Here is a 21,089-nt window from a genome sequence, read left to right as displayed (position 1 = left end):
TTCTTTCGTGGTGTGCGATCAGAACAGGGTGATGCCGAAACTGCTGGACAGGAAGTCCGCAGTCAACAGCAGTATTCCCGCAATGATGGCAATTAGAACCACGGCGAAACAGACGACGGCACCGGTGGTGCCGAGGGGGGTGGGCCGGGCGTTCTCACCGCTGCCGCCCGAGGCAAGCGAACGCATCCCCAGTGCGAACAGCGCCGGAAGGCCGGCGCCGAAGATCAGTCCGACCAGGACGACTTGCCAGAGTGAGCTCAGGGTGTGGGTCAGCAGATTCACAGGCGTTCCTTCGAACCGGCCGGCCGAGCCGCCGAGTTGGTCGCGGAGCCAGCGGTACCGGGGGCGTTGCCGCTCTTCCCGCCGTCCCATTCCGCGGTGACGTTGGAGGCGTCGATCGGCTGCTTACGCGACCGCAGGTACATGAACCCGGCCAGAGCGCACAGGATCGCGAAGACCACCAGGACGCCGGGCAGGCCACCGATCACATGTGCGATACCCCAGCAGATCGCGCCGACCAGAGCAGCCGACGGCAGCGTGATCAGCCAGGCCACCGCCATGCGGCCGGCGACACCCCAGCGGACCTCGGCCGATTTGGTGCCGAGTCCGGTGCCGAGGATCGAGCCGGTTGCCACATGCGTGGTCGACAGCGGCAGACCGAAGTGGCTGGACGTGAGGATGATGGCGGCCGACGACGACTCCGCGGCCATGCCCTGCGGCGGCGAGATCTCGACGAGTCCCTTGCCGAGGGTGCGAATGATTCGCCAACCGCCGAGGTAGGTACCCAGCGCGATCGCGACCGCACAGGCGAACTTCACCCAGAACGGCATCTCGGCGTCGGCTGTGATGGTGCCGTGGGCAACCAGCGCGAGGAAGATCACGCCCATCGTCTTCTGGGCGTCGTTGGTGCCGTGGGCCAGCGACACGAGGGACGCGGTGCCGACCTGGCCGATGCGGAAGCCGCGGGAGCGGTGGTCCTCGGGAATGTCGTGGGTGAGGCGATGCACGGTCCATGTGCCGACGGTGGCGACCAGCGCTGCGACCACCGGCGCGAGCAGCGCCGGGATGATGACCTTGCCGATCACGCCGTCCCAGACGACGCCGTGGATACCGATCGCCGCGAGAGCCGAGCCGATCAGTCCGCCGAACAATGCGTGGGAGGAGCTGGACGGGAGGCCGAACAGCCACGTCGCGAGGTTCCAGAGGATGCCGCCGACGAGGCCCGCGAACACGATCGTGAGAAGTTCCTCACCACCGGTGCTCCCCAGATCGACGACGCCCTTCGCGACGGTCGCGGCGACCTCGACGGACAGGAACGCGCCCACCAGATTGAGGACCGCGGAGAGCATAACGGCCACCTTCGGCTTCAGCGCACCTGTGGCGATGGATGTGGCCATTGCGTTGCCGGTGTCGTGGAATCCGTTGGTGAAGTCGAATGCGAGGGCAGTGACGACCACTACCAGGAGGACAACAAGCTCAGCGGTCACATCTGAAGATTGTGCGGTAGCAGGGAGGTAAAAGTACAGCGAACGTCTGATGAACTGGGAGCGTTTCGAACCTGTTACGCGAGGTCGCGGCAGGGTGTCGCCGGAGCCGTGTGGGAGGAGTCACTCCCGGTCCGATGTGATCGTGGTCATATCGCGTCGTGATCGGTGTGGGCAGGGCCCGCGCTACCGGGTGTCGCGCCGGATCGGGTGGTCCGGCGGAATCTGCACGAGTACGACGGGAATGCCGTCGGGATCGGCGATCCACAACTCGTGCAGTCCCCACGGTTCCTGCTTGGCCTCCCGTACGATCTCCACGCCCGCGAGGGCCAGTTCGGCCTCGGCGTCGTACACGTCGCGCACCTGTAGCCACAGAGCACCGGGGAAACGAGTCGGCTCGTCGCTCCCGCCGTGTGCAGCGATCTCGATCAGACCTTGGCCGGCGAAGAACACCGTGCCGCCCGGGTACTCGCGGGCGATCGCCAGGCCGAGGGTCGTTCCGTAGAACTCGAGCGCCGCCTCGTGGTCGCGCGGACGCAGGATCGTCCGGCTGCTCAGTACCTCCACGTTCCGGTTTCCTTCCTTCGATTCGGGTGAGCCTTCACTCGGGCGAGCCGGGTCGCGCTTCGTGCCCTCGCCGGCCGTGGGTGCGCCGCTCCTCTTTCATCTCGGCCTCGAACAAGTGCCGCCGACCGCCGGCCAGCTTGCCGCGTACGTCCGCGTCGAGGGCCCGGAATTCCGACCAGTAGCCGTCGTCGAACTCCTCGACGAGCTGGAAACTCCACCGACCTTCGATGATGTTGCGGCCGACGAGTTCGGTCCGCACCCGCTGGGCGAGTTCGGTGTGGCCCGCCGCGTCGAGGAGGTCGGCGGCTTCCCCGACCTGAAGGTCGCCGCGGCCCATGAGCTGATGGAACGCATAGAGGTGACCACGGGCCTGCTCGACGGTCTCGAGTGCCTCGGACAGTTTTCCGAGAGCCTCGATCGTCGCGTCGTCGACACCCTCCGGGCGGATGTGTTCGGGTGCCGGACGCTCGCGGTCGGTCATGGTGCACAGTGTGCCGGACCGGGCGGGTTTGCGATCGATTCATCCCCGATCCTTTCGGAAGCTCGACCGGTCCTGTCGGTACCCCTCGCTATATTCGAACATGATTTCGAATCAGGTGGGCGGAGGTACGATCGAGGCGCGGCTGACCGCCCTCGACACCGCCGTCGACGGCCTGCTCGGTGTCGACCTGTCGGGCCTGTCGAACGACGACATCGTCGAGGTCCTGCAACGGATGGAAACCTCGCTGCGCAAGGCCACGACGGTCGGGCACCAGCTGATTGTGGAATCGACCGAACGTATGACCCCGGGTCATCTCGGCTGACGGTCGACCGGCGGCTTACTCATCGGCACCCTGTGGATCTCGATCACGGCGCGGAATGTGGATACCGAACGATACGAGGAACTGCGGGGCGCCGACATCACCGTCGCCGTGCCCCGGTCCTGACTGCTCTGAAGATGCTGGGGTGCAAAGCATCCCGGATTCCCATCCCGGCGCGGATCGTTCGGGTCGATGCCCGATCGCCGGGAACATTCCGCTGCCTTCGCTCATCGAACGATGTAGTGAGGCAATAAGGCTTCCGTCGAGACGAGATGAGAAAACCGATGGGTACGAAGATGATTCGTGGCGCGATTATGACGATGGCGGCGGCAGGAGCGGTCCTGGCGGCGGCGGGGGTGGCGCAGGCGGGCGGCGCGCCCCATGGCTGGACACCGGGGCCGACCGTCGAACAGGGCGCCCCGCAGCAGCCGATCATCGACCCGGCCTGCATCCCGATTCAGCCCGGTGTGCAGGTTCCCGATCCCACGGATGTGCCCTGCAAGACTCCCGGCGGATTCAGCGGCGTCATGCCGCGGTAGGCGGGAGGGATACGCCGACTCCGATCCGCGAGCCGTCGATCGGAGCCGGGACGCCGGTGCCTGGACGCGACTCGGCGCCCAGGCATCGGGGTCTCCGGGCTCGCCTTCGGTCGAGCAGCCGGTGAGGAGATCAGAAGTACCAGGGGAACGGTGACCAGTCCGGGTCCCGCTTCTCGAGGAAGCTGTCGCGACCTTCGACGGCCTCGTCCGTCATGTACGCCAGGCGCGTGGCCTCACCGGCGAACAGTTGCTGACCGACCAGTCCGTCGTCCTGCAGGTTGAACGCGTACTTGAGCATGCGTTGCGCCTGCGGGGACTTGCCGTTGATCTTCGCAGCCCACTCCAGCGCGACGTTCTCGAGTTCGTCGTGGTCGACGACCCGGTTCACCGCGCCCATGTGGTGCATCTCCTCGGCGGTGTAGGTGTCGCCGAGGAAGAAGATCTCGCGGGCGAACTTCTGCCCGACCATCTTCGCGAGGTAGGCGCTGCCGTAGCCGCCGTCGAAGCTGCCCACGTCGGCGTCGGTCTGCTTGAACCGGGCGTGCTCGCGCGAGGCGAGGGTCAGGTCGCACGTGACGTGCAGGCTGTGCCCGCCACCGGCGGCCCAGCCGTTGACGAGCGCGATCACGACCTTCGGCATGAACCGGATCAGCCGCTGCACCTCGAGGATATGCAGCCGCCCGGCCCGAGCCTTGTCCACGGTGTCGGCGGTCTCGCCGCTCGCGTACTGGTAACCGCTGCGGCCTCGGATGCGCTGGTCGCCACCCGAGCAGAACGCCCAGCCACCGTCCTTCGGGCTGGGACCGTTGCCGGTGAGCAGCACCGCACCCACGTCCGACGTCATACGCGCGTGATCGAGCGTCCGGTACAGCTCGTCCACGGTGTGCGGACGGAACGCGTTGCGCACCTCCGGCCGGTCGAACGCGACACGCACGGTGCCCTGCGTGATGTGCCGGTGGTACGTGATGTCGGTGAGATTCTCGAACCCGGGAACGGGACGCCACAGCTCAGGATTGAAGGTCACGTCGTCACCTTAGAGGGTGGGGTTGGCACGCCCCGATCGTCAGCGGCCGATAGCGTGCTGGGTATGAGTGAGCAAACGGACCGGTCGGTGGACACGGAACACGAACACCACGGCGGGTTCCCCGTGTACACGCCCGTCAAGGCGGGTCCGAACTACGGCCGGCTCGTCGAAGCCCTGCGTCGGCTGCAGGATCTTGCGGTCTCGACGAACCCGCCGGACGACGTAGTCGAACAGGCGATCGAGCAGGCCGAGGCCCTCGGCGATCTCCTCGAGCCGCACCAGGTTCCGGAGGGCAAGTCGCCGGCGGGATTCAATCCGGACCTGCCCGGCCGCGGCAGCCTGCTGCAACCGCCGTGGCTCATCGAGAAGTTCGACGCCGACGCTGTCCGTGAACGCGGCATGTTCCGGTTGTTCCACCGCGGCGGCAACAACGCCGTGCACGGCGGCACCATCCCGCTGCTGTTCGACGACCTGTTCGGCATGATCGTGCACGCCTCCGGGCATCCGATCGCCCGCACCGGCTATCTGCGCATCAACTACCGCAAGATCACTCCGATCGGGACCGAGCTCGTCGTCGAGGGCCGTGTCGATCGGGTCGAAGGCCGCAAGATCTTCTGCTCGGCGGAGCTGCGCACCCCGGACGGCACGCTGCTGTGCGACTGCGAGGCCCTCATGGTCCAGTTGCTGCCCGGTCAGCCGTGACCGAGCCGGTACTGCCCCCGCTCGACGAGGTCCTCGCCGGCTCGGTCGTCGTGGCGCTGCCGATGCGGGTGCGGTTCCGGGGGATCACCACCCGCGAGGTCGTGCTGGTCAAGGGTCCGGCCGGCTGGGGCGAGTTCGGCCCGTTTCCCGAATACGGCGACGAGGAAGCGGCGTGCTGGTTGCGCTCGGCGATCGAATCCGCCTGGCTCGGCGATCCCGCTCCGCGACGGGCGGCGGTCCCGGTCAACGCGACCGTACCCGCGGTCGATCCGGACCGGGTGCCCGAGATCCTGGCCCGGTTCCCCGGCGCACGTACCGCGAAGGTGAAGGTCGCCGAGAAGGGGCAGGACCTCGCCCAGGACATCGCACGGGTGCGGGCGGTCCGCGAACTGATCGGCAACGTGCGCGTCGACGCGAACGGCGGCTGGACCGTCGACGAGGCCGTCACCGCGCTGACCGCTCTCACCGCGGACGCACCCCTCGAGTACGCGGAGCAGCCGTGCGCCACCGTGCCCGAACTCGTCGAGGTGCGACGACGGCTGCCGGAAGTCCCGGTCGCGGCGGACGAGAGCATCCGGCGCGCCGAGGACCCGCTGCGTGTGGTGCGCGCGGGCGGCGCCGACATTGCTGTGGTGAAGGTCGCACCGCTCGGTGGCGCCAGGCGGCTGCTGGCGCTCGCCGGGGAACTGGCCGAGTACGGCGTGCCAGTCGTGGTGTCGAGCGCGCTCGATTCCGCGGTCGGCATGGGCGCGGGGTTGGCTGCCGCCGCCGCGCTTCCGGATCTGCCCTATGCCTGTGGCCTGGGCACGGGTGGCTTCTTCACGACCGACGTGGCAGCGGTGAGGACGATGACCGACGGGATGATCCCGGTCGGCGCGGTCGCCCCCGATCCTGCCCGCCTTGCCGAGCTGGCCGCTCCCGAGGATCGGGCCCGGTGGTGGACGGACCGGCTTCGGCGCTGCCATGCGCTGCTCGGGTAACTCGGGAGTATGTTGCGGCCGTCGCGTCGTATATCGTTCGGGCGTCCCAATGGTCACACAAGTCCCATGTATGGAGGCAGTGAAAGTGGTTGCAGCTCTGGGTGATGCTCTGCTCGGCGCCGACAAGTTCCCGGCAGTCGTCACCGACGTCGAGGCTCTGATCGATGCTGAGGTCTCGGACAAGAAGGGCGCCTCGGGTCTCGCCCTCAAGGGTGGATACTCCGCGGTGAAGAAGGTCGGACCGTCGATCGTGCCGGGCGCGATCGAAGGGCTGCTGCCCGAGTTCGTCCAGAAGATCCAGCCGTTCTGGCAGGAATTCGGCGGTGCCGGATCCTTCGCCGACTTCCTCGTGGCTCGCGAGGAACAGGTTTCCGATGCACTCCTGGGTGTGACGGACGAGCGCATCGCCGGTACGTCGAAGACCGCCATCAAGAAGGTGTACGACGCGCTGCGTCCGTCGGCGAAGAAGCACGTCGGCGAGGCGCTGCCGCGCTTGGGTGCGCTCATCCAGAAGCACGCCGGCTGACCTGAGCAGTGGATACCTTTCCGGCCTCGCGGACGGGGACGGGAAGGTATCACCACTCGCCGCAGCAGCGCGGGAGCCTATTGCGGCGGCCGCGGAAGTGTCCGGACCTCGGGTGTCAGCCCCCATTCGGTGCGTCCGAGGCGGCTGGCCGGGGCGAGTGCCGCGAAATCGGGTGCGCCGTCGTCGGCGAGCACGTCGGGACGCACCGTGACCGCCACCACGTCCCCCATCACCACGAAACAGTCACCGACCTCGATGACCCGATGCAGTGTGCACTCGATCGAGGCGGGCGACTCGGCGACCCGCGGGGGATGCACCCGCTCGCTGCGTTCGGCGCGCAGGCCCACCTGCTCGAACTCGTCGATGTCGTGCGCGAACCCGGCGGAGGTCGCATTGACCTGCTCCATCAACGGCACCGTCGCGATGTTGATCACGAACTCACCGGTCTCCTCGATGTTGCGGAGACTGTCCTTGCGGCCCACCGACGTGAACTGTACGACCGGCGGTGCGGTACCGGCGACGGTGAAGAAACTGTAGGGCGCGACGTTGGGCACCCCGTCCGCCGAGATCGTCGACACCCACGCGATCGGTCGCGGCACGACGGTCGCGGTGAGGAGTCGGTAGAAGCGACCGGCGCCGAGTTCGGCGGGATCGAAGACTGTGCGCATGCACCCATTCTCACGTGCGTCCGCACATATTCGTCCTGTGACACCACTCGCGATCGGCCGGGGGAACGAGAACCGGCACCGAACCCCGAACTACGCTGGACGCCGTGAATCCGTCCACCGCCCAGGCCACCGCAGTAGTCGACGAACTTGCCCGAGGCGGTGTTCGCGACGTGGTCCTGTGCCCTGGTTCGCGTAATGCGCCGCTCGCGTTCGCGTTGCAGGCCGCCGACACGGCCGGCCGGTTGCGGCTGCACATGCGCATCGACGAACGCACCGCCGGATTCCTCGCCGTCGGGCTCTCGCTCGCATCCGGTCAGCCCGTTCCGGTCGTCATGACCTCCGGTACCGCGGTCGCGAACCTCGGGCCCGCCGTCCTCGAAGCGAACTACGCCCGCGTGCCGCTCGTCGTGCTCAGCGCGAACCGGCCGTACGAATTGCTCGGTTCCGGTGCCAACCAGACCGTCGAGCAACTCGGCCTGTTCGGCAGCCAGGTCCGGGCGACGATCAGCCTGGGCCTGGCCGAGGGGCTCGAGCAGAACAGCCAGTGGCGTTCGGCCGTCAGCCGCGTCCTCGCCGCCGCGCGCGGCACCCGCTCCGGCAATGCCGGTCCCGTGCATTTCGACATCCCACTGCGCGAACCGCTCGTTCCCGATGTGCACGTGCAGGGGCCGGTGCCGGAAGGACGCGCCGACGGCAGCGCGTGGACCACGACGGCCCACGCCACCCTCGACGTGCCGCTCGAACTCGACGTCACCGACGACACCATCGTCATCTCCGGACACGGCTCGGCGTACCGGCCGGAACTGGCGGGATTGCCCACCGTCGCCGAACCCACCGCGCCGATGCACGGCATTCCCGTACATCCGATGTCGTTGCCGCAGCTCCAGCCCCGCAAGGCAGTGGTCACCGGCCGGCCGACGCTGCATCGGCCCGTGTCGAAGCTGCTCGCCGACCCGTCCGTCGAGGTGTACGCGCTCACCACGGGCCCGCGGTGGCCCGACGTGTCCGGCAACGTCCTGGCCACCGGCACCCGCGCTGTCGTCACCGGCAACCCCGATCCGGCGTGGCTCGACCGCTGCCGCCGGCTGACCGCACACACGGACAAGGCGGTGCGCGCTCAGCTCGACCGGCATCCGAAGCCGACGGGCCTGCACGTCGCCGCGGCCGTCACCGATGCCCTGCGCCCCGGCGACCAGTTGCTGCTCGGTGCGTCGAATCCGGTGCGCGACGCCGCGCTGGTGAGCTACCCGAAGCAGGGTGTGACCGTGCTGTCCAACCGCGGTGTCGCCGGGATCGACGGCACCGTCTCCACCGCGGTCGGCGCGGCCCTCGCGTACGAGGACGGTAGAACCGTCGCGCTGCTCGGCGACCTGACGTTCCTGCACGACGCGTCCGGTCTGCTGGTCGGCACCGCCGAACCGCGTCCCCGGAACCTGACGATCGTCGTCGCGAACGACGACGGCGGCGGCATCTTCGAGCTGCTCGAACAGGGCGATCCCCAGTACGCGGGCGTGTTCGAGCGCGTCTTCGGCACACCGCACGGCATGGACCTGGCCGCGCTGTGCACCGCCTACCGGGTACCGCACACCCACGTCGATCTGCCGGGCCTGACCGCCGCGCTCGCCGATCCGGCCCTCCCCGTCGGCGGCATCCGGGTGCTCGAGGTCGCCACCGACCGCGCCGGCCTGCGTGAACTCCACGCGGCTGTGCGGGCGCAACTGTGAGGTCGCGGGCGTGACCATCCCCCCTGTCGGCTCCCCGGGCACTGGCGGATCCCCGGGCACGACCGCCTCCGAGCGGACCCGCCGGGCCGTGCTCACCGTCGCGGTCGCGGTCTCGGTGCTCGCGGTGATCCTGGTGCTCGGCGCATGGCGCAACGACCGGATCATCGGCTCCGACACCGGCACCGCGACCGCCGAGGTGCTCTCGGCCGGTTCCGTGCGATCCGCGATCAGCTTCGTCACACCCGACGGGGTCACCCACAACCCGGAACTCGGTGTGCTCTATCCGACGGGCCTGACGGTGGGGCAGCGCATCGCCGTCGAATACGCCCGCAGCGACCCGGACCTCGTCCGGGTCACGGGCCGGGACGCGCGCGTCGCGATCGTGCCTGCCGGGTCCGTGATCGTCGTCACCTGGCTCATCACGACGCCGATACTGCTGTATCTGCGGCGGCGGTCGTAGCGGGTAACGTTTCGGCCGTGGCAACTACTCACGGATCGCGTGCGTCCCTCGACAAGGATCCGCGCGAGGTCGCGTCCATGTTCGACGGTGTCGCCGAACGATACGACCTGACCAACACGGTGCTGTCGTTCGGGCAGGATCGCGGGTGGCGACGGGCGACGCGCGCGGCGCTGGACCTGAAGCCGGGGGAGCGGGTCCTCGATCTCGCGGCCGGCACCGGCGTCTCGACCGTCGAATTGGGCCGCTCCGGGGCGTGGGTCGTCGCCACCGACTTCTCGACCGGCATGCTGAAGGCCGGCAGTTTCCGGCAGGTGCCGATGGTCGCCGGTGATGCCATGAAACTGCCGTTCGCCGACGCCGTCTTCGATGCCGCGACCATCTCGTTCGGGCTGCGCAACGTCTCCGATTTCGATGCCGGGCTCCGCGAGATCGCACGCGTCACCAGGCCGGGGGGACGGCTTGTGGTGTGTGAGTTCTCCACTCCGGTCCGGGAGCCGCTGCGCACGGTCTACATGGAGTACCTCATGCGGACGCTGCCGCGCGTGGCCCGCGCGGTGAGCAGCAACCCCGACGCGTACGTCTATCTGGCGGAGTCGATTCGGGCCTGGCCGAATCAGAAGGAACTGGCGCTGCGGATCGAGGCTGCGGGGTGGAAGTCGGTGCGGTGGCGCAACCTCACCGGGGGGATCGTGGCGCTGCACAGCGCGGTTCGGTAGAGCGCTGCACAGCGCGGTTCGGTAGAGCGCTGCACAGCAGCGCGGTGTCTCAGGCGAACAGGGGACGTCGGTCCCAGTGCATCGAGACGCGCCCCCCGGTCCGCCAGGCGCGGGCGACGAGGTCGGCGTCGGCGTCGGTGACGAGGTTGCCCATCACACGGACCGCGACCGTCATGAGTGCGCGTGAGCGCATCGCGATCGGCCCGGTCGCGGGCAGGAACTGCGGGATGGTGAGCAGGCCCGCGAGCCGTCGTGCCGCGGAGAATGCGCGTCCGTAGCGTTCGCGCAGGAGCGTGGGCCACAGGTGGGTGAGGTCGTCGGAGTCGAGGACACGGGCGACCAGGCGGCCGCCTTCGAGGCCGTAGTCGATTCCTTCGCCGTTGAGTGGGTTCACGCAGGCGGCGGCGTCGCCGATCAGCGCCCAGTTGCGTCCGGCGATCCCGCTGACAGCCCCGCCCATCGGGAGCAACGCCGATGCCACGCGGGTTACCTCGCCGAGGCCCCATTCGGGGCGGCGTTGCGCGGCGTACAGGTCGATGAGCGGTCGCAGCGATCCCGACGCCGGGCGGGCCGACGTCGCGAGGGTTCCGACACCGATGTTGACCTCGCCGGATCCGAGGGGGAACACCCAGCCGTATCCGGGCTGCAGGGTGCCGGCGGGGTCGCGCAGTTCGAGGTGCGAGGTGATCCACGGGTCGTCGCTGCGTGGGGAAGAGGCATAGGCGCGGGCCGCGACGCCGTAGGCGGTGTCGCGGTGCCAGGTCCGGCCGAGGATCTTTCCGAGCGGGGAGCGGACGCCGTCCGCGACGACGAGTCGCCGGCATGCCACGGTTCGGAGCCCCGAGGACGTGCGCATCGTCACCGCGGTGATGCGGTCGCCGTCGCGGTCGACGGAGACGGCCTTCGTTCCGTCGACCATGTGCGCCCCGGCCTCGACGGCGGTACGGCGGATGCGGTCGTCGAGTTCGGTGCGCGGGACCGCGCTGCCTTGGGTGGGAAACGATCCGTCGGGCCACGGGAGTTCGAGTCGCTGCCCGAAACCCTCGAGGCGCAGTCCGCGGTTGACGGTGTGGGTGCGGAGCCAGTCGCCGAGCCCGAGCCGGTCGAGTTCGGCGACGGCGCGCGGGGTCAGTCCGTCGCCGCAGGTCTTGTCGCGCGGAAACGTCGCGGCGTCGACGAGCAGCACGTCGTGTCCGTCCCGCGCTGCCCAGGCCGCCGCGGATGAACCGGCGGGACCTGCGCCGATGACGAGAACATCGGTGCGTTCGGGCAGGGAGTTGTCGGTCTGGCGCGACGCGCGCGCGGAGGGTTGTTCCACCACGTGCTCATCTTGTCAGGTGTAGGTTCGGTGCCTCGACGAGGTGGGCGGCCGGGTGAGCGGCTAGGTTCACTACGGTGGAGCCGAGGCGACAGAACAGGATGGGTACTTCATCGTGAGCACTGAGGGGGCGGCGCAGACCGCCGGTTCGTCCGGCGCGGTGTCGGGAACCGTGGTGGCCGGGGTCGATCTCGGCGATCCGAGCTTGGCGGCCACCGTGCGGGACGAACTCGTCCGGGTCGAGGATCTGCTCGTGCAGGAACTCTCCGACGGCGAAGACTTCCTGACCGAGGCCGCACTGCATCTGGCGAAGGCCGGCGGCAAACGGTTCCGTCCGCTGTTCACGGTGCTCACCGGCCAGCTCGGGCCGAATCCGACGGATCCGTCCCTCGTGATCGCGGCGACCGTCGTCGAACTCGTGCACCTGGCGACGCTGTACCACGACGATGTGATGGACGAGGCGACGATGCGCCGCGGTGCGCCCAGCGCGAACGCACGCTGGGGTAACAGCATCGCGATTCTCGCCGGCGACTACCTGTTCGCGCACGCGTCGCGTCTGGTGTCGACGCTGGGGCCGTCTGCGGTGCAGATCATCGCGGAGACGTTCGCCGAGCTGGTCACCGGCCAGATGCGCGAGACGATCGGTGCGCGGAAGGAACAGGACCCGGTCGAGCACTACCTGCGGGTGGTGTGGGAGAAGACGGGTTCGCTCATCGCGGCGTGCGGTCGCTTCGGCGGCACGTTCTCCGGTGCCGACGCCGAGCACATCGCCCGGCTCGAGCGGCTCGGCGACGCGGTCGGCACGGCTTTCCAGATTGCCGACGACATCATCGACATCGCATCGGTGTCCACGGAATCGGGGAAGACTCCGGGAACCGACCTGCGCGAGGGGGTGCACACCCTGCCGGTGCTGTACGCCCTGCGGGAGTCCGGACCGGATGCGGATCGTCTGCGCGAGATCCTCGTCGGGCCCGTCATCGATGAGGATCTCGTCGCCGAGGCCCTCGACCTGCTGGTCCGTTCGCCGGGTATGGCTGCGGCCAAGCGCACGCTGGCGGAGTACGCGGACCGCGCGCATGCCGAGCTGACCGCACTGCCGCAGGGTCCGGCGAACGACGCTTTGTCCCGTTTGGTGGACTACACGATCGCCCGGGTCGGATAATTCGGCGGGGTGCATCCCGCCTGGCAGCCGGCCGGGAACCTGGCGCGGGCCCCGGTTCGTTGAACGTCGCAGGTTCTGTGATCGGGAAGAGGTGCTAGGTGCACGGGTACGCGAACGGTATGAAGACGGCCGTGCTGCTGATCGGCATGTCGGCACTGATCGTGTTCATCGGCTCCTTGTTCCGGAACCCGACGATCCTGGTGTTGTCGATCGTCTTCGCCGTGGGCATGAACGCGTACGCGTACTTCAACAGCGACAAGCTGGCGTTGAAGGCGATGCACGCGCAGCCGATCACCGAGGTGCAGGCCCCCGTGATCTACCGGATCGTGCGGGAGCTCGCGACGACGGCACACCAGCCGATGCCGCGCCTGTACGTCAGCCCCACCAATGCTCCCAATGCTTTCGCGACCGGCCGCAACCCGCGCAACGCGGCGGTGTGCTGCACGAGTGGGATTCTCGAGATTCTCGACGAGCGGGAGTTGCGGGCGGTCCTCGGACACGAGCTTTCCCATGTCTACAACCGGGACATCCTGATCTCGTCGGTGGCGGGGGCGATGGCCGCGGTGATCTCGGGTCTGGCGAACTTCGCGATGTTCGCGGGTGCCTTCGGCGGAAACCGAGAGGGCGCGAATCCCTTCGCGTTGCTGCTGGTGTCGCTGTTGGGTCCGATCGCGGCCACCGTGGTCAAACTGGCGGTGTCCCGGTCGCGGGAGTATCAAGCCGATCAATCGGGAGCGGAGCTCACCGGTGATCCGCTGGCGCTGGCGTCGGCCTTGCGCAAGCTCGAACGAGGCACCCAGGCGGCGCCGCTACCGCCGGAACCGCGAATCGCGGCCCAGTCGCACATGATGATCGCCAATCCGTTCCGGGCGGGCGAGAAGGTCAGCCGGTTGTTCTCGACCCATCCCCCGATGGACGAGCGGATCGAGCGTCTCGAACGCCTGGCCGGCCTGCGCTGACCGGGGTGTGCCAGCGCAGGCCGCTGCGGATGCGCGGCGTCGGTCAGCGGTAGTTGACGAACTGCAGGGCCACGTCGAGGTCGGCGTTCTTGAGCAGCGAGATCACGGCCTGCAGATCGTCGCGCTTCTTGCCGGAGACGCGCAGCTCGTCGCCCTGGATCTGCGCCTTGATGCCCTTCGGTCCCTCGTCGCGGATCAGCTTGGAGATCTTCTTTGCGTTCTCCTGGCTGATGCCCTGCACGAGGGTGCCGGTCAGCTTGTAGACCTTGCCGGATTGCGCCGGATCGCCCGCATCGAACGACTTGAGCGACAGGTCGCGGCGGATCAGCTTCTCCTTGAACACGTCCAGCGCGGCGAGCAGCCGGTCCTCGGTGTTCGCGGTGAGAGTGATGGCCTCGTCACCGGACCACTCGATCGAGGCGTCGGTGTTGCGGAAGTCGAAGCGGGTCGCGAGTTCCTTCGCGGCCTGGTTCAGTGCGTTGTCCACCTCCTGCCGGTCGACCTTGCTCACCACATCGAACGACGAATCAGCCACGAGGCACTCCACTTCGGATCGAGTTCTGTACGGGTTTCCATGCCGACGCTATCGGTTCGCAACCGCCTGTATCCACCCGGTTTGCATTCGAGGGGGGTGTGCGTTGTATTCTTCCAACGCGTCAGGGACACGGTCCCGGATCGCACCAGGCAGGTTGCCCGAGCGGCCAATGGGAGCGGACTGTAAATCCGTCGGCTTACGCCTACGTAGGTTCGAATCCTACACCTGCCACCAGCACGGCCCCGATCTTCGCGGATCGGGGCCGTTCTGCATTTCGGGGCCGGTTGTGTTTCGTCGCGTGGTCGACATCGGGTGGTCGACATCGGGTGGTGTCCCCGGCAGCTCCGGCCGGATTCGCGGAACACTCGCCTCTTGCGTGATTTACGCGCCCTGACCTGGTGATTTTGTACTGCGGGCGAGTGTGTGTAATCTTTTGGAGGCCGCAGGGAGCAGAGATGCGAACGGCGGCCACGCCCCCTTAGCTCAGTCGGCAGAGCGTTTCCATGGTAAGGAAAAGGTCGACGGTTCGATTCCGTCAGGGGGCTCGCTGGATTGTGGTGCCCGCCGAGCAGCTGCTTCGTACGGCACTCAACACCGAGGCGGTGTAGCTCAGTTGGTAGAGCAAACGACTCATAATCGTTGTGTCGCCGGTTCAAGTCCGGCCATCGCTACCAAAGCAGAATGAATCACCCTGATCTACAGCGGATCAGATTTACGCGAAAGAAGGCATCCCGTGGCCTCCTCAACCGACGTTCGGCCGAAGATCACCCTGGCCTGCGAGGTGTGCAAGCACCGCAACTACATCACCAAGAAGAACCGTCGTAACGACCCCGACCGGCTGGAACTGAAGAAGTTCTGCCCGAACTGCGGCAGCCACCAGGCACACCGCGAGTCGAAGTAGTCAACAGGTCGACGTCGACGCGTGAGCTCTCCGCAGAACTGCCCACGTCACAGACGTCGGGGCAGATTTGCGGGGGGTTTTTCGTATGACGGACACACTGGTGAGTGAAGAGAACATCGTGGACGTGACCGAACAGGCCGGGATCCCGTTCGATGTCGCGGCCCACGCTGCGTCCATGGTCGGTCACCACTACCGGGTCGAAGACTTCTACGAGGTCGGCCGGGAGAAGGTGCGCGAGTATGCGCGTGCGGTGCTGGATCCCCATCCGGCGCATCACGACGAGGAAGCGGCCAAGGGCCTCGGTTACGACGGTCTCATCGCGCCGCTGACCTTCATCTCGATCATCGGCATGATCGCCCAGCGCAAGTTGTTCGACGAGATCGTCGTCGGTTACGACCTGAGCCAGATCATGCAGACCGATCAGCGGATCGTGTTCCATCGCCCGATCCAGGTCGGTGATCGGCTGTTCTGCGACGTGTTCCTCGACGATTTCCGTCAGGCTGCCGGCAGTGACATCATCACCACCAAGAACATCATCACGGACCAGCACGACAACCTCGTGCTGACCACGTGGACGACGCTGGTCGGTCGGACCGGCGGCGAGGTGGACGCGAACATCGCCCACGCGGTCAAGGATGTGATGATGCATGTCGCTTCGTAGATTCGAGGACGTTTCTGTCGGAGACGAGCTGCCCCCGCGGGTCGTCACCCTGACCCGGGGCAACCTCGTCAACTACGCGGGTGTGTCGGGTGATCCCAACCCGATTCACTGGAGCGACAAGGTTGCAGAACTCGCCGGGTTGCGCGGCGTCGTCGGTCACGGCATGCTCTCCATGGGCATCGCGGCCGGCTTCGTGACGGAGTGGCTCGGGGATCCGGGTGCGGTGACGGAATACAACGTCCGTTTCACGAGCCCGGTTTTCGTGGAGGCCGACAAGGCCGCCGAGGTGGAGTTCACTGGCAAGATCAGGTCGGTGGACGAGACCAGCAAGACAGCAGTGGTCGCGATTGTGGCCAAGTCCGAAGGGCGTAAGATCTTCGGGCGGGCCACCGCAACGGTTCGTCTGGCCTGAGCGCCGGTCGGATTGGGTTTGTTCCGGGGCTATGAAGTACACTAAGGCTTCTGGGATCGCATAGCGCAGCGCGCTGCTCTTCGGTGCTTGTTCAGACCGACTGGGTAGCGCGCGTGTCATGTGGTCACGGATAGGTCGACGGAAGACGCCGGGTTCCGGCGAGTCGACCAAAGGGGCGTAGCTCAACTGGCAGAGCAGCGGTCTCCAAAACCGCAGGTTGCAGGTTCAAGTCCTGTCGCCCCTGCACCCGGACGGCCAGCGACCGAGAGGAACGATGTGAGCGAGGAGCGCGGTACGCGCGACGGCGACACCGCCGGGATCTCCGATCCCCGCGACGGCCGGACTGCAACCGACGCAACCCCCGGCGTTTCCTCTGCGTCCTCCCGTCCGAGCGGCAAGCGTTCCGGTCGACGTTCCCCCGACTCCCCGCGCGGTGCCGCCGGGTCGGGACGTTCGGCATCCGCAGTCGCCACGAAGGCTCCCGCCGCAAAGTCCGGAACCAAGAAGCCCGAGAACATCTTCAAGCGTCTGCGGCGCTTCTTCCGCGAGGTCATCGCCGAGCTGCGCAAGGTCATCTGGCCCAACCGCAAGCAGCTCGTCACCTACACGACGGTCGTCGTGGTCTTCGTGACGGTCATGACCGCATTCATCTTTGGAATTGATCTGGCGTTCGTGAAGGGCGTCAGCTGGTTGTTCGGCTAGCGCGTACGCGTGCCGGCGAATTGTGATCGACGAGAGGAAAGTGCCCCGGTGAGCACCCCCGAGAACGACTCATACGAGCCTTCGGCCGAGGAGAGCGTTTCGGACGAGGTCTTTGTCGACGACGCCGCGACCGCGGAAGCGGCCGGGGAGTCGGCAGAGGCGGGCATCGAGACCGTCGAGGACGCGCCGATCGAGACCGACGAGTCCGAGGCGGTCGAGGCAGAGACAGTCGAAGCGGAAGCCGATGTGGATCCCGCCGAGGCGCTCGAGAAGCAGCTGCGCCTCGAGCCGGGCGACTGGTACGTCGTGCATTCGTACGCGGGTTACGAGAACAAGGTGAAGGCCAACCTCGAGACCCGCGTGCAGAACCTGGACCTCGCCGAGTACATCTTCCAGGTCGAGGTGCCTACCGAAGAGGTCACCGAGATCAAGAACGGCCAGCGCAAGCAGGTCAACCGCAAGGTGCTGCCCGGCTACATTCTCGTGCGCATGGAACTCAACGACGAATCGTGGGGCGCGGTGCGCAACACTCCCGGCGTCACCGGCTTCGTCGGCGCGACTTCGCGTCCGTCGCCGCTGACGATCAAGGAAGTCGTCAAGTTCCTGCTGCCGCAGCAGGCGAAGAAGAAGCCGGCTGCCGGCGCGGCGACGACCGGTGAGGCCGCGGCGGCCGCCGCCAAGCCCACGATCGAGGTGGACTTCGAGGTCGGCGAGTCCGTGACCGTGATGGACGGGCCGTTCGCGACCCTGCCCGCGTCGATCAGTGAGGTCAACGCCGAGCAGCAGAAGCTCAAGGTCCTGGTGTCGATCTTCGGTCGCGAGACGCCCGTGGAGCTGTCGTTCAACCAGGTCTCCAAGATCTGATCGGCTCCGGGAACCGACCCCCTCAAGAACTTGCAGTAGCAGTACGCAAGAACCACACCGAGCAAGAAACTAGGAATAGAGATGCCCCCCAAGAAGAAGAAGATTGCCGGGCTCATCAAGCTCCAGATCCAGGCCGGCGCGGCCAACCCGGCACCGCCGGTCGGCCCCGCGCTGGGTCAGCACGGCGTCAACATCATGGAGTTCTGCAAGGCCTACAACGCCGCGACCGAGTCGCAGCGCGGCAACGTCGTGCCGGTCGAGATCACGGTCTACGAGGACCGTTCGTTCGACTTCAAGCTGAAGACCCCGCCGGCGGCGAAGCTGCTGCTCAAGGCTGCGGGTGTGCAGAAGGGCTCCGGCGAGCCGCACAAGACCAAGGTCGCCAAGGTCACCATGGACCAGGTGCGCGAGATCGCCAAGACCAAGCAGGAAGACCTGAACGCCAACGACATCGAGGCCGCCGCGAAGATCATCGCCGGCACCGCGCGCTCGATGGGCATCACGGTCGAGGGCTGACGCCCACAGCAGGAACCCGTGGGAGGGCCTGCCAGGCCCGTAACCACGACCGAACCATTCACCGTACGGTGAGAAGTTAGGACAGAACATGGCAAAGCGCAGCAAGGCGTACCTCGCCGCCGCTGAGAAGATCGACGCCTCGGCCCTCTACAGCCCGCTCGCGGCTGCGAAGCTGGCCAAGGAGACGTCGTCGAAGAACTACGACGCCACCGTCGAGGTCGCGATGCGCCTCGGTGTGGATCCCCGCAAGGCGGACCAGATGGTTCGCGGCACGGTCAACCTGCCGCACGGCACAGGTAAGACCGCCCGCGTCATCGTGTTCGCGGTCGGCGAGAAGGCCGCCGAGGCCGAGGCTGCCGGCGCCGACGTCGTCGGTGCCGAGGACCTGATCGAGCGGATCCAGGGTGGCTGGCTCGACTTCGACGCCGCGATCGCCACCCCGGACCAGATGGCCAAGGTCGGCCGCATCGCGCGTGTCCTCGGCCCGCGTGGTCTGATGCCGAACCCGAAGACGGGCACGGTCACTCCGGATGTCGCGAAGGCTGTCGCCGACATCAAGGGCGGCAAGATCAACTTCCGCGTCGACAAGAATGCGAACCTGCACTTCGTGATCGGCAAGGCTTCGTTCGACGACGCCAAGCTGGTGGAGAACTACGCGGCTGCGCTGGACGAGGTCCTGCGTGCCAAGCCGTCCTCCGCGAAGGGTCGCTACCTCAAGAAGGTCACCATCGCGACGACCACCGGACCGGGCATCCCGGTGGATCCGGCGCGTACGCGTAACCTCCTCGAGGAGGCCGACCAGTAAGGTCGGACGACACGCTCGTAGCACGATCGGCCGGCACGGACCTCGGGTCCGGGCCGGCCGATCTACATCTTCCGGTCCGATGTGTATTTGCTCCGATTTGTGTTTGCTCTGCGAGGCCCGGTAGTCTGTCCTGCGTAGTTCGGCATTGTGCCGATCTCACCCCGATCATGTTCTACCCAAGACCGTTGGTCACCGGGTCCGCGTGCGGATTCGGTTGAAGGTCCGGAAGTCATCCGGCGGCCCACGCAGGAGGACGAGGTCAGGGGAGATGTGAACATCACGCGCGGCGACGCGCGAAACGTGTGAGCCTTCTCCTTCTGCGCCCCGTGTGCCCTGCACCGGGGCGTTCGTCGTTTCCGGCCTGTGCGGTTTTCGTAAGTGGGACGTCCCGCACGGGACGGACGGGAAAACGACTGTTACTGAGAGGAGGCGAAGTATGGCAAAGCCCGAGAAGGTTTCCGCGGTTGCGGAGATCACCGAGCAGTTCAAGAACTCGACGGCCGCTGTGATCACGGAGTACCGCGGTCTGTCGGTCGGAAGTCTTACCCAACTGCGACGCGCTCTCGGAGAGGGTGCCACCTACTCCGTCGCCAAGAACACCCTCGTCAAGCGTGCTGCTGCAGAGGCAGGCGTCGAGGGCCTTGACGATCTGTTCGTCGGACCCACCGCGATCGCGTTCATCGCGGGTGAGCCCGTGGACGCTGCGAAGGCTCTGAAGGCCTTCGCGAAGGACAACAAGGCTCTCGTCGTCAAGGGCGGGTACATGGACGGCGCTGTGCTGTCCGTGGATCAGGTCAACAGGATCGCGGACCTCGAGTCCCGCGAGGTGCTGTTGGCCAAGCTCGCCGGCGCGATGAAGGGCAACCTGGCAAAGGCCGCAGGCCTGTTCAACGCTCCTGCTTCGCAGGTGGCTCGCCTGGCGGCCGCCCTGCAGGAGAAGAAGGCAGCCGAAGAGGCCGCCTGAAGCTGATCCGCATCTCCGCGAATCACTGACACATCCATGCGCGCTCCGGCGCGCACCATCCCACGGTCGCGGATCAGCGACGAGGGACTTACAGGAAGGACCGCCATCATGGCGAAGCTCACCACCGAAGAGCTGCTCGACGCGTTCAAGGAACTGACCCTGCTCGAGCTCTCGGAGTTCGTCAAGGCATTCGAGGAGACCTTCGAGGTCACCGCCGCTGCTCCGGTCGCCGTTGCCGCCGCCGGTGCTCCGGCCGCCGCTGCCGAGGCCGAGGCCGAGCAGGACGAGTTCGACGTCATCCTCGAGGGTGCCGGCGACAAGAAGATCCAGGTCATCAAGGTCGTCCGCGAGATCGTCTCCGGCCTGGGCCTGAAGGAAGCCAAGGACCTCGTCGAGGGTGCTCCGAAGCCGATCCTGGAGAAGGTCGCCAAGGACGCTGCCGAGGCCGCCAAGGCGAAGCTCGAGGAGGCCGGCGCCAAGGTTTCCGTCAAGTAAGACGGCTGTGCCTGCGCTGCTCGCCGGGTGACCGGCGTTCGAGTGTGAACAGGGGCCGCTTCCCGTGGACTGTGAAGTCCGCGAGAAGCGGCCCTTTTCGTGTTTCCGGGCGTCCGGCGAGTTGGCCTGCGGGAACGAACCGGTGGCGATATGTTGTCGGCGAACCACGTGACGTGTGTCGCATCGGCGCAGGTCACTGACATAGGTCAGGGTATGTTGCTCGCGTTGACCGCCTTTCTTACTCCTGGGTAGTATTCGGTGTCACAGGTACCACTCCGATGCGATAGAGTGACGCGACCCACAGGTGGGGACGGTGTCGGAGAGGTGTGGAGGTAGCGGTGGGAGTTGAGGTAGCGGTCGAGGGGCTCACGAAGTCGTTCGGCTCACAGAGGATTTGGCAGGACGTCACGTTGACTCTCCCCGCGGGTGAGGTCAGTGCGCTGCTGGGCCCGTCCGGTACGGGTAAGTCGGTGTTCCTGAAGTCGCTGATCGGTCTGCTGCGTCCGGAGCAGGGCTCGATCGTCATCGACGGCACGGACATCCTGCAGTGTTCGAGCAAGGAGCTCTACGAGATCCGGAAGCTGTTCGGGGTGCTGTTCCAGGAT

Annotated in this window: 28 protein-coding genes and 4 tRNA genes; 24 read left to right on the top strand and 8 right to left on the bottom strand. The window is 67.0% G+C overall.

The genetic code is table 11. From position 1 onward, the window contains the following. Positions 1 to 18: 18 nt before the first annotated feature. From RZ1_RS09015 to RZ1_RS09000, 4 genes are all read right to left on the bottom strand, one after another. Positions 19 to 282, bottom strand: coding sequence for a hypothetical protein (locus RZ1_RS09015; protein WP_072811123.1), 264 nt, complete (start codon positions 280 to 282; stop codon positions 19 to 21). Next, the gene (locus RZ1_RS09010) at positions 279 to 1,487 is read right to left on the bottom strand and encodes an inorganic phosphate transporter (protein ID WP_072811121.1); all 1,209 of its coding nucleotides are present in this window, start codon (positions 1,485 to 1,487) and stop codon (positions 279 to 281) included. Before RZ1_RS09010 ends, RZ1_RS09015 begins: the two co-directional genes overlap by 4 nt. Positions 1,488 to 1,670: 183 nt before the next feature. Further along, positions 1,671 to 2,051: a VOC family protein gene (locus RZ1_RS09005; RefSeq protein ID WP_072811120.1), complete on the bottom strand. Its 381-nt coding sequence runs from the start codon at positions 2,049 to 2,051 to the stop codon at positions 1,671 to 1,673. Between the two features lie 34 nt (positions 2,052 to 2,085). Beyond that, positions 2,086 to 2,532 carry a hypothetical protein gene (locus RZ1_RS09000; RefSeq protein ID WP_072811118.1) on the bottom strand — a complete coding sequence of 149 codons (447 nt, stop codon included), beginning with the start codon at positions 2,530 to 2,532 and terminating at the stop codon, positions 2,086 to 2,088. Between the two features lie 100 nt (positions 2,533 to 2,632). Between RZ1_RS09000 and RZ1_RS08995 the strand changes: the two genes are divergently transcribed. Continuing rightward, complete coding sequence (locus RZ1_RS08995) at positions 2,633 to 2,854, top strand: hypothetical protein (protein WP_072811117.1); 222 nt, start codon at positions 2,633 to 2,635, stop codon at positions 2,852 to 2,854. Positions 2,855 to 3,135: 281 nt separating this feature from the next. Continuing rightward, a complete protein-coding gene (locus RZ1_RS08990) occupies positions 3,136 to 3,390 on the top strand; it encodes a hypothetical protein (protein ID WP_139281799.1) in 255 nt (84 codons plus the stop codon). A gap of 130 nt (positions 3,391 to 3,520) precedes the next feature. Here the strand turns inward: RZ1_RS08990 and RZ1_RS08985 are convergent, their stop codons facing one another. After that, positions 3,521 to 4,414 (bottom strand): 1,4-dihydroxy-2-naphthoyl-CoA synthase, encoded by an 894-nt coding sequence (locus RZ1_RS08985; protein WP_072811113.1) that lies wholly within the window; start codon positions 4,412 to 4,414, stop codon positions 3,521 to 3,523. Between the two features lie 63 nt (positions 4,415 to 4,477). On the opposite strand from RZ1_RS08985, the gene RZ1_RS08980 reads away from it, so the two are divergent. The 3 genes from RZ1_RS08980 (at position 4,478) to RZ1_RS08970 (ending at position 6,622) form a co-directional block, all read left to right on the top strand. Next, positions 4,478 to 5,116 carry a PaaI family thioesterase gene (locus RZ1_RS08980; RefSeq protein WP_072811111.1) on the top strand — a complete coding sequence of 213 codons (639 nt, stop codon included), beginning with the start codon at positions 4,478 to 4,480 and terminating at the stop codon, positions 5,114 to 5,116. Then, positions 5,113 to 6,096, top strand: coding sequence for an o-succinylbenzoate synthase (locus RZ1_RS08975; RefSeq protein WP_072811110.1), 984 nt, complete (start codon positions 5,113 to 5,115; stop codon positions 6,094 to 6,096). The genes RZ1_RS08980 and RZ1_RS08975 overlap by 4 nt, the downstream gene beginning before the upstream one ends. An 85-nt stretch (positions 6,097 to 6,181) precedes the next feature. Further along, complete coding sequence (locus RZ1_RS08970; protein ID WP_072811378.1) at positions 6,182 to 6,622, top strand: DUF6918 family protein; 441 nt, start codon at positions 6,182 to 6,184, stop codon at positions 6,620 to 6,622. 77 nt (positions 6,623 to 6,699) lie between these two features. Here RZ1_RS08970 and RZ1_RS08965 read toward each other — a convergent pair whose 3' ends face one another. Further along, entirely contained in the window at positions 6,700 to 7,290 is a 591-nt protein-coding gene (locus RZ1_RS08965) for a flavin reductase family protein (protein WP_072811108.1), read from the bottom strand. A 104-nt stretch (positions 7,291 to 7,394) separates the two neighbouring features. Between RZ1_RS08965 and menD the strand changes: the two genes are divergently transcribed. The 3 genes from menD to RZ1_RS08950 are packed head-to-tail and all read left to right on the top strand — an operon-like array spanning position 7,395 to position 10,190. Then, on the top strand, positions 7,395 to 9,014 hold the full coding sequence (gene menD, locus RZ1_RS08960) for a 2-succinyl-5-enolpyruvyl-6-hydroxy-3-cyclohexene-1-carboxylic-acid synthase (protein WP_072811106.1): 1,620 nt from the start codon (positions 7,395 to 7,397) through the stop codon (positions 9,012 to 9,014). 10 nt (positions 9,015 to 9,024) lie between these two features. Further along, a complete protein-coding gene (locus RZ1_RS08955) occupies positions 9,025 to 9,474 on the top strand; it encodes a DUF3592 domain-containing protein (RefSeq protein WP_238071746.1) in 450 nt (149 codons plus the stop codon). 17 nt (positions 9,475 to 9,491) lie between these two features. Then, positions 9,492 to 10,190 (top strand): demethylmenaquinone methyltransferase, encoded by a 699-nt coding sequence (locus tag RZ1_RS08950; protein WP_072811105.1) that lies wholly within the window; start codon positions 9,492 to 9,494, stop codon positions 10,188 to 10,190. A gap of 49 nt (positions 10,191 to 10,239) precedes the next feature. On the opposite strand, the gene RZ1_RS08945 is transcribed toward RZ1_RS08950, so the two are convergent. After that, positions 10,240 to 11,511, bottom strand: coding sequence for a geranylgeranyl reductase family protein (locus RZ1_RS08945; RefSeq protein WP_083583597.1), 1,272 nt, complete (start codon positions 11,509 to 11,511; stop codon positions 10,240 to 10,242). A gap of 112 nt (positions 11,512 to 11,623) precedes the next feature. Between RZ1_RS08945 and RZ1_RS08940 the strand changes: the two genes are divergently transcribed. After that, positions 11,624 to 12,670 carry a polyprenyl synthetase family protein gene (locus tag RZ1_RS08940; protein WP_072811101.1) on the top strand — a complete coding sequence of 349 codons (1,047 nt, stop codon included), beginning with the start codon at positions 11,624 to 11,626 and terminating at the stop codon, positions 12,668 to 12,670. Between the two features lie 98 nt (positions 12,671 to 12,768). Continuing rightward, the gene (htpX, locus tag RZ1_RS08935) at positions 12,769 to 13,629 is read left to right on the top strand and encodes a zinc metalloprotease HtpX (RefSeq protein WP_072811100.1); all 861 of its coding nucleotides are present in this window, start codon (positions 12,769 to 12,771) and stop codon (positions 13,627 to 13,629) included. A gap of 43 nt (positions 13,630 to 13,672) precedes the next feature. On the opposite strand, the gene RZ1_RS08930 is transcribed toward htpX, so the two are convergent. Beyond that, positions 13,673 to 14,164, bottom strand: a complete 492-nt coding sequence (locus RZ1_RS08930) for a YajQ family cyclic di-GMP-binding protein (RefSeq protein ID WP_072811376.1) — start codon at positions 14,162 to 14,164, stop codon at positions 13,673 to 13,675. Positions 14,165 to 14,312: 148 nt separating this feature from the next. On the opposite strand from RZ1_RS08930, the gene RZ1_RS08925 reads away from it, so the two are divergent. The 14 genes from RZ1_RS08925 to RZ1_RS08860 form a co-directional block, all read left to right on the top strand. Beyond that, positions 14,313 to 14,398 (top strand) — tRNA-Tyr (locus tag RZ1_RS08925). Between the two features lie 238 nt (positions 14,399 to 14,636). Next, positions 14,637 to 14,709 (top strand) — tRNA-Thr (locus tag RZ1_RS08920). Between the two features lie 53 nt (positions 14,710 to 14,762). Next, a tRNA-Met gene (locus tag RZ1_RS08915) sits at positions 14,763 to 14,838 on the top strand. A 59-nt stretch (positions 14,839 to 14,897) separates the two neighbouring features. Beyond that, positions 14,898 to 15,065 (top strand): 50S ribosomal protein L33, encoded by a 168-nt coding sequence (gene rpmG, locus RZ1_RS08910; RefSeq protein WP_068156180.1) that lies wholly within the window; start codon positions 14,898 to 14,900, stop codon positions 15,063 to 15,065. 85 nt (positions 15,066 to 15,150) lie between these two features. Then, on the top strand, positions 15,151 to 15,726 hold the full coding sequence (gene hadA / locus RZ1_RS08905; protein WP_072811098.1) for a (3R)-hydroxyacyl-ACP dehydratase subunit HadA: 576 nt from the start codon (positions 15,151 to 15,153) through the stop codon (positions 15,724 to 15,726). Then, the gene (gene hadB / locus RZ1_RS08900) at positions 15,713 to 16,138 is read left to right on the top strand and encodes a (3R)-hydroxyacyl-ACP dehydratase subunit HadB (RefSeq protein WP_072811096.1); all 426 of its coding nucleotides are present in this window, start codon (positions 15,713 to 15,715) and stop codon (positions 16,136 to 16,138) included. Before hadA ends, hadB begins: the two co-directional genes overlap by 14 nt. A 171-nt stretch (positions 16,139 to 16,309) precedes the next feature. Next, positions 16,310 to 16,382: transfer RNA gene (locus tag RZ1_RS08895), tRNA-Trp, on the top strand. A gap of 32 nt (positions 16,383 to 16,414) precedes the next feature. Then, positions 16,415 to 16,840 (top strand): preprotein translocase subunit SecE, encoded by a 426-nt coding sequence (secE, locus tag RZ1_RS08890; protein WP_072811095.1) that lies wholly within the window; start codon positions 16,415 to 16,417, stop codon positions 16,838 to 16,840. 48 nt (positions 16,841 to 16,888) lie between these two features. After that, positions 16,889 to 17,704: a transcription termination/antitermination protein NusG gene (gene nusG / locus RZ1_RS08885; RefSeq protein ID WP_072811093.1), complete on the top strand. Its 816-nt coding sequence runs from the start codon at positions 16,889 to 16,891 to the stop codon at positions 17,702 to 17,704. An 81-nt stretch (positions 17,705 to 17,785) separates the two neighbouring features. Further along, positions 17,786 to 18,220 (top strand): 50S ribosomal protein L11, encoded by a 435-nt coding sequence (gene rplK, locus RZ1_RS08880; protein WP_016932670.1) that lies wholly within the window; start codon positions 17,786 to 17,788, stop codon positions 18,218 to 18,220. A gap of 88 nt (positions 18,221 to 18,308) precedes the next feature. Continuing rightward, positions 18,309 to 19,025: a 50S ribosomal protein L1 gene (gene rplA / locus RZ1_RS08875; protein WP_072811091.1), complete on the top strand. Its 717-nt coding sequence runs from the start codon at positions 18,309 to 18,311 to the stop codon at positions 19,023 to 19,025. A 436-nt stretch (positions 19,026 to 19,461) separates the two neighbouring features. Beyond that, entirely contained in the window at positions 19,462 to 19,989 is a 528-nt protein-coding gene (gene rplJ, locus RZ1_RS08870) for a 50S ribosomal protein L10 (RefSeq protein WP_072811090.1), read from the top strand. 108 nt (positions 19,990 to 20,097) lie between these two features. Beyond that, the gene (rplL, locus tag RZ1_RS08865) at positions 20,098 to 20,484 is read left to right on the top strand and encodes a 50S ribosomal protein L7/L12 (protein ID WP_072811088.1); all 387 of its coding nucleotides are present in this window, start codon (positions 20,098 to 20,100) and stop codon (positions 20,482 to 20,484) included. Positions 20,485 to 20,822: 338 nt separating this feature from the next. After that, positions 20,823 to 21,089, top strand: a 267-nt coding sequence (locus RZ1_RS08860; RefSeq protein ID WP_174565179.1) for an ATP-binding cassette domain-containing protein, incomplete at its 3' end; no start/stop codon positions are given.

The organism is Rhodococcus zopfii NBRC 100606 = JCM 9919 (assembly GCF_001895025.1).
Lineage (GTDB): Bacteria > Actinomycetota > Actinomycetes > Mycobacteriales > Mycobacteriaceae > Rhodococcus > Rhodococcus zopfii.
The sequence above is the reverse complement of the archived record's forward strand: the minus strand, read 5'-3'. Positions and strand labels throughout refer to the sequence as shown.